The organism is Allobaculum sp. Allo2 (genome assembly GCF_022701175.1).
Lineage (GTDB): Bacteria > Bacillota_I > Bacilli_A > Erysipelotrichales > Erysipelotrichaceae > Allobaculum > Allobaculum fili.
The window spans coordinates 2,478,434-2,490,410 of record NZ_CP078088.1 but is presented as its reverse complement, the minus strand read 5'-3'; the positions used below and the strand labels follow the sequence as shown (position 1 = coordinate 2,490,410).

Here is an 11,977-nt window from a genome sequence, read left to right as displayed (position 1 = left end):
AATCAAACAAGTAAATTTCATTTTCAACAGTCCGCTTTATGGAAACGTGCTTCTTGCTAAGATGAGATTCAGAAGACGCAAGACTGTACGGTCTGGCGGATTCGGGTAACCATACAGGTCATTTTGCCGAAAGGAAAATCTTGCAGCGTACAAGCTGAACGGCTTTGTCCGCTCAGAGTAAAGGAAATCCAGTCGGCAAAACCTCTTTTCTGTTTCCAGATGATTTCTTCAGGGCGAATAGAATCGATCGAAAAGGGAGCTTGAAATGGGAAATGACTTGTTCGAAGCGGAACAAAACGTGTTTTGCCTGAATAAGAAAAGAAAGGGGAAAGAAGGAATGAAATTGCATAAACCAGCCGACTTGACCGGCCGGATGCTCTCCGTGCTTCTGGCCGGTGCCGTGAGCTTTGCGGACTGGCTGTTCCGCAGCGGCGGCAGATTCGGAAAATGACCGTTCATATATCGTCAGCGCGCAGCCGATCGAAGACGTTTACGATCTTCCAGAACAGTATCCGGCAGATTCCGGGACAGTCCGCGTTCAGAATATGAAAACCGCACGCGTTCTGATTGAATTCACGGATCCGTGCGTAATGGAAATCATGGAGGGAAAGACTGGGATCCGGCGGATCCCGATATTATCGCGCTTCGTGAAGACATCCGCAGACGTCAGGATGAGCATGTTCGTCAGATTGAACGTCAGATCCAGAACGACAAGCCGCTCGACATTCTCACCCGTCTGGATCTGAGCGCAAGTGCCGTCAGCGTCGAAGTTCAGACCAGTCAGATTGAGAACATTCAGTCTCTGGACTTTGTCCGGCAGGTGACGGTTGAGCAGAAAATTTATCCAGCGGAAGATACCCAGCCGGCCGATCTTGGATCGGCTCAGACTGGCGGAACGAACGGTGAAGTAACGGGAATCAACGACGAGGCTCTGAACGAGGAAAGCGGTCAGGGTACGCGTATCGCGGTGCTGGACACCGGTCTGAACGCCAGTCATGAAGTGTTCAATAACGACTGCTTCAATGAATCGCTCTCCCGTAAAGCGCAGCAAAACCATATGAACGCGGCAGACTATAAGGCAAGTCTGGATCTTATGGAGTCCAGCGACATTGAAGCGGTAATGAGTTCGCTTCATCTGCAGGACGGCGACAAAAGCAGTGCAAATCTGAACCGCCTGTATATTTCGGACAAGATTCCGTTCCAGTACAACTATGCGGACGGAACGATCGACGCCAGCCACGCTCTTGGCAATATCGATCATGGCTCGCATGTCACGGGAATCATTGCCGCCAATTCCCTGATCAAAAAGGGAACAGTTTTATCGAATCTCAGTATATGAAGGGATATGCGAGCGATGCACAGATTCTCGTGATGAAAGTGTTCGGTCAAAATGCCAACGGCAGTGAATCCACACTGTTTGCGGCAATCGAAGATGCGATCACGCTGGACTGTGACGTGATCAATATGTCCCTTTCCAGCAATTCCGCCGGATTTGGCACCAGCAGCGATCCGCGCTACCAGAATATTCTCGATCATCTGAAGGAGAAAGATGTCGTCATCTGTGCCGCGTCCAGCAACAGCGGCAACTGGGCCGACAGCACGAACCTGAACGGAAAGCTTAAACCCGGTGATATTTCCTTTTCGACCGACGGTTCGCCTGGAACGTATACAAATACTCTTGCTGTGGCGGCTTCTGACCCGGATTCCTTCCAGACAGACCAGTCCGGTAAGACGTCCTTGCGCATGAACGCAGCCTCGTTCAGTTCCTGGGGCATTCCGGAAACGCTGGAACTCAAGCCAGAAGTCAGTGCTCCGGGTGTCATGATTCTTTCCAGCAACGGTGAATCTTCGAATGCCGGATACGATTACCGGGCCGGTACTTCGATGGCGACGCCTGCTGTAGCGGGCATGGCTGGAATTCTGTCGCACTGGATTAACGAGCAGGATCTCACCACAAAACTTGGCCGAAGCAAACGTTTTCTTCAAAATTCGCTTCTGATGTCGACCGCGATTCCAATGAAGGATGAGGACGGCAATTATCTGCCGGTTCTGCAGCAGGGGCTGGAGAAGTCCGCATTGATCAGGCGGTTCATGGAAAGCTTCTGATTTCCATGGATCCGTCGGCAACCGATTCTGCAGAAGACGGCAAAGTCAAAATTGAACTCAAGGACGATAAGGATCGTACCGGCAGCTATCTGTCCCGTATTTATCTGGAAGGAATCGAAAAACAAGCGACATTCACTTCAAGGTAGAAAAGCATCTCTTTACCCAGAAGGTCGACGAGCACGGAAACCTGCTCAAGACCACCCGCCCGATGGATCTGGAAGCGGACACCCAGGCCAATCAGGTTTACACACTCAAAAACGGCGCGAAGAGCGGCTTCAATCTGACGTATGCGCTCTCTGCTGCAGAAAAGGAAAGACTGAATCGCGAAACGCCCAAAGGTGCCTACATCGAAGGCTATGTGACGATTCGCCCCTGCAGCAGTGCCGGCACGTATCTCGAAAACGAGACCGTTTATTCCATTCCGATCCTGGGCTTTTTCGGCGACTGGGAAGAACCGGGTATTTTCGAAAATGTTTCCCTGTATTCTTCAGCCAAAGATCCAGATGAAACTGCCTATGTGGTGAAACGGGATCCGGATGGCCGCATCCATACGAACATGCTGAAAATTTCCTCCACCAGCACGAAGAAATCCCGCTATCTCGCGGGCAATCCGTATGTAGTGGAAGAAGGCACGGAAGATAAATCCCGCTCGGCGATGAACTCGGATCAGACTTTTGTGGACGTAACGTTCTCCTCCGTTCGAAACGTCAGCGGTCTGCGCCATATGATCTTTACTGCAGACGGCCAGCTGATGCTGAACAATCAGGATGGAACGTATTCGGTTAATCTTTCCAAACCCTATACCACACTGAACGGCACCCAGACGAACTGGAACGATCAGACCCATACGCAGCGGCTCGTCAATACGACGATGACAAACGGTCTGGCCGAAAACACGCCTTACGTATTTACCACCGCGGCCATTACGGAATATACCGAAGGCGGCAACGTGCTGAAACTTCAGGAAAAAGCGCTGAATGGCACATTAAAGCCTGGCATGAAGCTTGAATTCCCATTCACGCTCGATAACGAAGCCCCCAGCTGCAGAGCGCACAGGCTTCGTCTGATGAAATCCAACTGAGGGTTCGCGACAACCGCTATGCAGCAGCGGGCGCGCTCGTCGATCAAAATGGAAAAACGACCGCCATTGCCGCGCCGGATACGGCGGCAGAGCCTGGCCAGACACAGACCATTACGCTTCCGGCAGACCATCTTTCAGAAGGTTCGTATACCGTCGTAATTGGCGACTATGCCCGAAACGAAACGGCTTATCGTCTGACGGTATCCAGAGCGGCAAATATTTCCTATAATCTGATACACGTGCATATTGCCTCGAAAAATCAGCAGGAAGACGGTTCCTGTCGCATCGTACTGGAAGCCGATACTTCGTATACGCTGCCGACAGGCGTGAGACTAAAAAGAACAATGTTTCGGTTCCTTCCGATCAATATGCGTATGATCCTTCGACCGGTGAAATTGTGCTCCTTCCGTCTTTGCTTACCGAGGGCGAACTGACTTTGGAAGCCGAGGGTGTTCTGGATGTAATGGATCTGCAGCTGGAAGGCGATGCCGTCAGCTGGCCGCAGGAACAAACGGCGATACGAAATGCGGACTTTGCGATGCAGGTGCAGGCAAAGAACGGCTATAAACTGCCCAGCCAGATTTCCGTCTATATGGACAGCCGGCTTCTGGATTCGACAGCCTATGCCTATGCGAGCCAGACGGGTAAACTGACCATCCCGGCAGACCAGATGAGCGGTCACGCTTTGCGAATTGTGATCCATGCTGTAAAAGACGGGGTTGGCGAAATTTCTCTGAGCCCGGATAGCCTGAAGCACTGCAGTCTGCGTATTCACGGAGAACATGAGACGGGGCGCGACTGTGTAATGAATCTGGAGGCAGAAGATGGCTGGGCGCTGCCCAAAACCATAACGGTCACAATCGAAGGCGCCTTGGCTCCTCTGAATGCAGGCGTAGATTACGTCTATGCACGGGAAGGAAAAACGATCATACTGCTCGGCCGGTATGTCAGCGAACGGAATGTACAGATTGAAGTTCAGCCGATCTATGTCGAACTGCTGAAAGAAGCTGTAAACAAAACGGAACAGCTGAATCCGGCAGACTTTTCTTCTTCTCTCGATTCGCTTCAGAAACTGGCTGAGCAGGCCAGATCCCTGGTTTTAAAACCCGAAAGCCAGACGGATACGAATGAAAAAGCCCGTCAGCTTCATCAGCGTCTTCTGAACCTGAGAAAAACGCCAGACGCATCCCAGCTTGATGCGTTAAAACGGCAGGCAGCCTGAATAATGGCGGATTGAAAAAGGCAATAAAACCAAAGGACAGACAAAGCGCCCCGGCAACGCTGAATCTGTCCTTTTCTGCGCTCTTCTGGAGAAACGACAGTACATCTCGGTTTCCAACAGAAAACCTTCAAATTCTGGATGGCCCAGGCTGGATCAGGAGCTTGAACTGCAGGAAAACTATGGAGAGGCGTATAATGGCTGCGAATCAGGATAATGAATAAAAACAATTATTTATTCATCATATGTATAAGACGCAAAGCGAAAACATAACAGAAAAAACATATACAGAAAAAACATATATGGAAAGGATCGAAACCCGATGATTTGTGAAAATGAAACGTTTGATCAGGAGAGAGCCTTTTACGGTGCTCATGATCTGACTCTGAAAAACTGCCGCTTTGATGGACCGGCCGACGGAGAAAGCGCACTGAAAGAATGCCAGCGCATTCAGGTGGAAGACTGCTACTGCAATCTTCGCTATCCGTTCTGGCACGACACAGATCTGTCCATCCGAAATGCAGAACTGACGGAAAACTGCCGGGCTGCCCTCTGGTATGCGGATCATGTGCAGATTGACCACAGCAAGCTCAACGGAATTAAAGCCGTACGTGAATGTGCGGATGTCCGCATTTCCGACTGCACGGTGAACTCGCCGGAATTTGGCTGGTCGGTTCGCTCGATGATCATGTTCGATACGGAAGTCACAGCGGAATACTTCATGATGCGTTCAAGCCATCTTCTTTTGATCACGTAACGCTTCATGGAAAGTATTCGTTCCAGTATGTGGAAAACGCGACCCTCGACGACTGCAATCTCGATACGAAAGACGCGTTCTGGCATTCGAAAAATGTCACGGTTCGCAACAGCGTGATCAAAGGCGAATATCTGGCCTGGTACAGTGAAAACCTGACGCTGATCAACTGCACAATCATCGGTACCCAGCCGCTCTGCTACTGCAAGAACCTTCAGCTGATCAACTGCCGCATGGTGGATACCGATCTCGCCTTTGAGCGTTCGGACGTTCGGGCGACGCTGACCGAACCGATTGACAGTATCAAAACCCGCTTTCCGGAACGATCGAAGTTCCGGCTGCCGGCGAACTGATCTACGATATCGATGAAGCTAAGGGAAGAGTCGTTTTCACCGAATCACAGGAATAATTCACAGACGACCTTCACCGAATACATACGGGGAAACCAAAATTTCATCCCTATCCCGCTGTCAGAATTCATAAAACCGCGCTCTGTCGATGGACAGCATGTCATCGAACAGAGCGCGGTTTGTATTCTGCGGTGAATTCATAAAACGGTTTTTCACATCGGCTTTCCGCAGGGCGGATAAACGAAGAACGAAACCGGCTTAGCACGTTTCGTGATCCAGATTCCAGGTGATTCCTTCTTCTGGAGACATGGAAGCAATGGAAGCCAGCGTACATAACGGAATACTGGCTTCTTCCACGATGCGGCGGCCAGGCTGCCAGGATTTTTCAATGCAGATGCCAGCACCGGCTAAAACAGCCTGCTGCTGTTCGAGCAGCGTGCGGATGCCTTCAAAGGCCTGTCCATTGGCCAGAAAATCATCAATGAAAAGTACACGATCTCCTGGCGCAATGAGGGAACGTTCCATGCAGAGGGTATAATCCACGTTTTTCGTAAAGGAGTGGACGGTCACAAAGACGGGATCTGTCATGGTGGAGGGGACAGCTTTTTGGCGAAGATCAGCGGAACACCCATATGAACCGCGGTCATCAGCGCAGGCGCAATTCCGCCGCTTTCGATCGTAATGACTTTTGTAATGCCATGACCGGCAAAACAGTCTGCAAAACGTTTTCCAATCGCATCCATCAGTTCGGTGTCGATGCAGTGATTCAGAAACTGATCGACTTTCAAAATCGAGGGGAAAGAATTTTTCCTTTTTCGAGAATTGTCTCTTTGAGCTGATCCATATAACGTTTCCTTACTGAGCAGAGTCAACTGCTTCTGTCTGGATGAACGGATCCAGCTGCGAATACAGGCTCGCATGAGCGAAGAAAAGCAGATCTTCGCAGCAGCCGTCTGCAATCCTGGATTCAATCCGTCATATTCTGTCTTTTGTCTTTTGGTTATATGGTATAGCGTTTTGGCTTCAAAACATGTTTTGACCGCTTAAAAGCCAGAAGCAAAAAAATCAGCAGACTGGAATTTACTATTTCAATTTTCTTTTCTGACGCCTTCAGAACTTTTTGGTTGACGGACTGCGCTCTAAAGAGGTATAAAGTACAAGCTGTTTGCAAGCGGGATTCCCGTTAAAAAACGGCAATGTGAAATTCTTAGAAAAATCACAAATAAAGCTTGCGTGAAAATGCAGGACGTGATATTCTAAGTGAGCGTTAAGGAAATGACTTCCAAAACGCATCAAATCACCTTTAGATATCGAAGAAAATGGTTTAAGTGAAATTCTTAAAGAAATTCACAAATAGCTGTTGACAGAGATTTCTGATGATGATATGATAAACAAGCCTTGTGAGAGACGTTGATCTTCTCACAAACAGATGGCTCTTTGAAAACTTTACAGACAGATCAAGAAATTCGAAATACACAACGTCGATTCTTAAAATCACAAAAAGTACTCGAACAATCATTTATTCACGAAACATTAAACGCATAAGCGTTTGAGTCAATATCAAATGGAGAGTTTGATCCTGGCTCAGGATGAACGCTGGCGGCATGCCTAATACATGCAAGTCGAACGGATATCTTCGGATATCAGTGGCGAACGGGTGAGTAACACGTAGATAACCTGCCCATACCCGGGGATACGCTTTGGAAACGAAGTCTAAAACCCCATAGGAAAGAAGAAGGCATCTTCTTCTTTTGAAACAGGCGTTTGCCTGGGGGACGGATGGATCTGCGGTGCATTAGTTAGTTGGCGAGGTAACAGCTCACCAAGACGATGATGCATAGCCGGCCTGAGAGGGCGATCGGCCACACTGGGACTGAGACACGGCCCAGACTCCTGCGGGAGGCAGCAGTAGGGAATTTTCGTCAATGGGCGCAAGCCTGAACGAGCAATGCCGCGTGAGCGAAGAAGGTCTTCGGATCGTAAAACTCTGTTGCGGGGGAAAAGGAAGGGAAGAGGAAATGCTTTTCTTTTGATGGTACCCCGCCAGAAAGTCACGGCTAACTACGTGCCAGCAGCCGCGGTAATACGTAGGTGGCAAGCGTTATCCGGAATGATTGGGCGTAAAGGGTGCGCAGGCTGCGCGTCAAGTCTGAAGTGAAAGGTACGGGCTTAACCGGTACAGGCTTTGGAAACTGGCACGCTAGAGGACAGGAGAGGGCGGTGGAACTCCATGTGTAGCGGTAAAATGCGTAGATATATGGAAGAACACCAGTTGCGAAGGCGACCGCCTGGACTGTTGCTGACGCTCAGGCACGAAAGCGTGGGGAGCAAATAGGATTAGATACCCTAGTAGTCCACGCCCTAAACGATGAGGAGCAGGTGTCGGAGGGAGGACCCCGGTGCCGAAGCTAACGCAGTGACTCCTCCGCCTGGGGAGTATGCACGCAAGTGTGAAACTCAAAGGAATTGACGGGGCCCGCACAAGCGGTGGAGTATGTGGTTTAATTCGAAGCAACGCGAAGAACCTTACCAGGCCTTGACATAGGACGCGAAGACTTAGAGATAAGTTGGAGGTTACCGTCCATACAGGTGGTGCATGGTTGTCGTCAGCTCGTGTCGTGAGATGTTCAGTTAAGTCTGGCAACGAGCGCAACCCTCGTGATATGTTGCTACCATTGAGTTGAGAACTCATATCAGACTGCCGGTGACAAACCGGAGGAAGGCGGGGATGACGTCAAATCATCATGCCCCTTATGGCCTGGGCTACACACGTACTACAATGGCGTCTACAAAGGGAAGCGAACCTGTGAAGGGAAGCGAACCCCATAAAAGACGTCCCAGTTCGGATTGAAGTCTGCAACCCGACTTCATGAAGTTGGAATCGCTAGTAATCGCGGATCAGCATGCCGCGGTGAATACGTTCCCGGGCCTTGTACACACCGCCCGTCAAACCATGGAAGCCGGCAACGCCCGAAGCCGACGGCATAACCCTTAAAGGGAGTGAGTCGTCTAAGGCGGGGCCGACGACTGGGGTTAAGTCGTAACAAGGTATCCCTACGGGAACGTGGGGATGGATCACCTCCTTTCTAAGGAGAAAGTACAAGGAAGTCCATTGGTGAAAGCCGATGGCAAAGAGTAATGAGTGAGGATTTGTCTGTGAGGTTTTGGAGGAGCGATCTTCCAGAGAATGGATCTTTGAAAAACGAGCATCAGTAAGAAGACATAACAGAAGGTCTAACGAAAAGTTGAAGAGTAATAAAGATTTAACCGAAAGTTGGAAACAGTTAGTGGAACAGTTCTTACGAAATAGAAAAATCTCGAAACAAGCATAACTAGAACCAAAGTTAGAGAACTAGATCAAGCAAGGAAGGGCGTACGGAGGATGCCTTGCCACTCTTGAATGATGAAGGACGCGTCAGGCTGCGAAAAGCCGTGCCGAGCTGTCAGGAAAGTGACGACACACGGATATCCGAATGGGGGAACCCGGCTGGTTTTATAGCCAGTCATCCATGCAAATGGAGAGAAACCCGGTGAACTGAAACATCTAAGTAGCCGGAGGAAAAGAAAACAAAAGTGATTTTCCGAGTAGCGGCGAGCGAAAGGGAAAGAGCCCAAACCATAGCGATATGGGGTTGTAGGACCGCTGGAAATGAAAGACGAGCGAACGGGAACGCGATGGAAAGCGCGGACAGAGAAGGTGAAATCCCTGTACCGGCAAGCGAGTCGAGTAAGGAGCGGAATCCTGAGTACAACGGGACACGTGAAATCCTGTTGGAAGCAGGCGGGACCATCCGCCAAGGCTAAATAAGTAAGAGTGAGCGATAGAGAAGAGTACCGTGAGGGAAAGGTGAAAAGAACCGCGCAAGCGGAGTGAAAGAGAACCTGAAACCGTATGCCTGCAAGAAGTCAGAGCCCGACCAAGGGTGATGGCGTGCCTTTGTAGAATGAACCGGCGAGTTGCTTTTGAATGCAAGGTTAAGCGGGAAAACGCGAAGCCGAAGCGAAAGCGAGTCTTAAGAGGGCGGCAAGTAGTCAGGAGCAGACCCGAAACCGGGTGATCTAGCCATGGGCAGGTTGAAGCAGAGGTGAAACTTTGTGGAGGACCGAACCGACCATCGTTGAAAAGCTGGCGGATGACCTGTGGCTGGCGGAGAAATTCCAATCGAACCCGGAGATAGCTGGTTCTCCCCGAAATAGCTTTAGGGCTAGCGTCAATGTTATGGCTGCGGAGGTAGAGCGCTGAATTCATGATGGCCCCATCCCGGGGTACTGAATGGAATCAAACTTACGAATGCCGCAGCGGGAAGTCGTTGGCAGTCAGAGTGCGGGTGATAAGGTCCGTGCTCAAGAGGGAAACAGCCCAGACCGCCGTTTAAGGCCCCAAAATGACAGCTCAGTGGAAAAGGATGTGGGGACGCACGGACAACTAGGAGGTTGGCTCAGAAGCAGCCATCCTTGAAAGAGTGCGTAACAGCTCACTAGTCGAGTGGCCCTGCGCCGAAAATGTACCGGGGCTAAGCTGTCTGCCGAAAGCGCGGATTAAGTACTGAAGTATTTAGTGGTAGGGGAGCGTTGCATGTTCATTGAAGCGTTACCGTAAGGGGATGTGGAGGACATGGAAGTGAGAATGCCGGTGTGAGTAGCGAGATGCAGGTGAGAATCCTGCACACCGAAAGCCCAAGGATTCCGGGGAAGGTTCGTCCGCCCCGGGTCAGTCGGGACCTAATGCGCAGCCGACAGGCGAAGCAGATGGAAAGCAGGCGAAGATTCCTGCACCTGAGATAAAGGCGATGGAGTGACAAAGACGGGAAGTGTGACCCTCTTAATGGATTGAGGGCGAAGCGCGGCAGTACCGGTCCAGGCAAATCCGGACCGAGAGGTACAGAGCGTTAGAGGTAAGCGAAATCCTTGGAAAGTAGCGAAGCACATGGAGCGGCTTTCAAGAAAAGCTTCTAGCGATACTTTATCTTGGCCCGTACCAAAACCGACACAGGTGGGCGGCAAGAGAATTGTAAGGTGAGCGAGAGAACTGTTGCCAAGGAACTCGGCAAAATGGCCCCGTACGTTCGCAAGAAGGGGCGCTCGAGAGAGCCGCAGTGAAAAGGTCCAAGCGACTGTTTAACTAAAACACAGCTCTATGCAAAGCCGTAAGGCGAAGTATATGGGGTGACACCTGCCCGGTGCTGGAAGGTTAAGGGGATCTGTGAGTCCGCAAGGAGGAAGCAGTGGTCCGAAGCCCCAGTGAACGGCGGCCGTAACTATAACGGTCCTAAGGTAGCGAAATTCCTTGTCAGGTAAGTTCTGACCCGCACGAAAGGTGAAACGATTTGGGCGCTGTCTCGGCAGCAGACTCGGTGAAATCTTAGTACCTGTGAAAATGCAGGTTACCCGCAACTAGACGGAAAGACCCCATGGAGCTTTACTGCAGCCTGGTATTGGGTTTTGGATGATCATGTACAGGATAGGCGGGAGGCGAAGAAAAGAGTACGCCAGTATTCTTGGAGCCGACGTTGGGATACCGCCCCTGATGATTTGAAGCCCTAACATAGAGAGAAACTCATAGACAGTGCCAGGCGGGCAGTTTGACTGGGGCGGTCGCCTCCCAAAGAGTAACGGAGGCGCCCAAAGGTGCGTTCAGTCTGGATGGAAACCAGATTTAGAGTGTAAATGCATAAGCGCGCCTGACTGCGAGGCCAACAAGCCGAGCAGGGACGAAAGTCGGGATTAGTGATCCGGCGGTGCCGAATGGAAGGGCCGTCGCTCAACGGATAAAAGCTACCCTGGGGATAACAGGCTGATCCCGCCCAAGAGTTCACATCGACGGCGGGGTTTGGCACCTCGATGTCGGCTCATCGCATCCTGGAGCTGGATTCGGTTCCAAGGGTTGGGCTGTCCGCCCATTAAAGCGGTACGCGAGCTGGGTTCAGAACGTCGTGAGACAGTTCGGTCCCTATCTGTTGTGGGCGCAGGAGATCTGAGGGAAGCTGTCCTTAGTACGAGAGGACCGGGATGGACCTGCCAATGGTGCACCGGTTGTTACGCCAGTAGCATAGCCGGGCAGCCAAGCAGGGATCGGATAAGCGCTGAAAGCATCTAAGCGCGAAGCCGAGCCCAAGATAAGATCTGCGGTATATAAGACCCCTTGAAGACGACAAGGCGATAGGCTGGAGATGGAAGCGAAGCGATTCGCGGAGTTGGCCAGTACTAATCGGTCGAAAGCTTAATCTAAGATTCGAGAAAGCTATACGCAAGAAGCCACTATGGAAACCAACGATCGCGTTAGATCGTTATGCTGGAAGACTGATGTTTGTTTTTGGAAGATCCATTTGATAAACTTTAAAAGTACGGTGACGATAGCGGATGGGATACGCCCATTTACATCCCGAACATGGAAGCTAAGCCATCTTGCGCTGACAATAGCCACAAGGCAAAGATAAGTAGTTGCCGAACAAAATGAAATCCCCGAA

General features: G+C 50.7%; 8 protein-coding genes, 3 rRNA genes and 1 pseudogene. 10 read left to right on the top strand and 2 right to left on the bottom strand.

What is annotated here, in order from left to right; translation table 11 throughout:
- Nucleotides 1–277: 277 nt before the first annotated feature.
- The 7 genes and pseudogenes from KWG61_RS14295 to KWG61_RS14270 all read left to right on the top strand — a co-directional run bounded on the left by KWG61_RS14295 (nucleotide 278) and on the right by KWG61_RS14270 (nucleotide 5,513).
- Entirely contained in the window at nucleotides 278–451 is a 174-nt protein-coding gene (locus KWG61_RS14295; protein WP_242744390.1) for a hypothetical protein, read from the top strand.
- 132 nt (nucleotides 452–583) lie between these two features.
- Nucleotides 584–1,339 (top strand): S8 family serine peptidase, encoded by a 756-nt coding sequence (locus KWG61_RS16580; protein ID WP_256460711.1) that lies wholly within the window; start codon nucleotides 584–586, stop codon nucleotides 1,337–1,339.
- Entirely contained in the window at nucleotides 1,336–2,106 is a 771-nt protein-coding gene (locus KWG61_RS14290; RefSeq protein ID WP_256460710.1) for a S8 family serine peptidase, read from the top strand. Before KWG61_RS16580 ends, KWG61_RS14290 begins: the two co-directional genes overlap by 4 nt.
- A gap of 5 nt (nucleotides 2,107–2,111) precedes the next feature.
- On the top strand, nucleotides 2,112–2,252 hold the full coding sequence (locus KWG61_RS14285) for a hypothetical protein (protein WP_242744389.1): 141 nt from the start codon (nucleotides 2,112–2,114) through the stop codon (nucleotides 2,250–2,252).
- A gap of 62 nt (nucleotides 2,253–2,314) precedes the next feature.
- Complete coding sequence (locus KWG61_RS14280) at nucleotides 2,315–3,187, top strand: hypothetical protein (RefSeq protein WP_242744388.1); 873 nt, start codon at nucleotides 2,315–2,317, stop codon at nucleotides 3,185–3,187.
- Between the two features lie 436 nt (nucleotides 3,188–3,623).
- Entirely contained in the window at nucleotides 3,624–4,409 is a 786-nt protein-coding gene (locus KWG61_RS14275) for a hypothetical protein (RefSeq protein ID WP_242744387.1), read from the top strand.
- Between the two features lie 319 nt (nucleotides 4,410–4,728).
- Nucleotides 4,729–5,513, top strand: a pseudogene (locus tag KWG61_RS14270) (DUF3737 family protein).
- A gap of 255 nt (nucleotides 5,514–5,768) precedes the next feature.
- Here the strand turns inward: KWG61_RS14270 and KWG61_RS14265 are convergent.
- Nucleotides 5,769–6,098: a hypothetical protein gene (locus KWG61_RS14265; RefSeq protein WP_242744386.1), complete on the bottom strand. Its 330-nt coding sequence runs from the start codon at nucleotides 6,096–6,098 to the stop codon at nucleotides 5,769–5,771.
- Nucleotides 6,095–6,298: a hypothetical protein gene (locus KWG61_RS14260; protein WP_242744384.1), complete on the bottom strand. Its 204-nt coding sequence runs from the start codon at nucleotides 6,296–6,298 to the stop codon at nucleotides 6,095–6,097. Before KWG61_RS14260 ends, KWG61_RS14265 begins: the two co-directional genes overlap by 4 nt.
- 773 nt (nucleotides 6,299–7,071) lie before the next feature.
- Here KWG61_RS14260 and KWG61_RS14255 point away from each other — a divergent pair.
- From KWG61_RS14255 to rrf, 3 genes are all read left to right on the top strand, one after another.
- Nucleotides 7,072–8,596: ribosomal RNA gene (locus KWG61_RS14255) — 16S ribosomal RNA — on the top strand.
- A 269-nt stretch (nucleotides 8,597–8,865) separates the two neighbouring features.
- Nucleotides 8,866–11,738 (top strand): 23S ribosomal RNA (locus tag KWG61_RS14250).
- 115 nt (nucleotides 11,739–11,853) lie between these two features.
- A 5S ribosomal RNA gene (gene rrf / locus KWG61_RS14245) occupies nucleotides 11,854–11,960 on the top strand.
- Together the 16S, 23S and 5S rRNA genes form the textbook arrangement of a ribosomal RNA operon.
- The last annotated feature ends 17 nt before the right edge of the window (nucleotides 11,961–11,977 follow it).

Coding starts and splice junctions, on each gene's coding strand:
- KWG61_RS14265 (WP_242744386.1), bottom strand. CDS start 6,098: ATGACAGATCCCGTCTTTGTGACCGTCCACTCCTTTACGAAAAACGTG.
- KWG61_RS14290 (WP_256460710.1), top strand. CDS start 1,336: ATGAAGGGATATGCGAGCGATGCACAGATTCTCGTGATGAAAGTGTTC.
- KWG61_RS14280 (WP_242744388.1), top strand. CDS start 2,315: ATGGATCTGGAAGCGGACACCCAGGCCAATCAGGTTTACACACTCAAA.
- KWG61_RS14285 (WP_242744389.1), top strand. CDS start 2,112: ATGGATCCGTCGGCAACCGATTCTGCAGAAGACGGCAAAGTCAAAATT.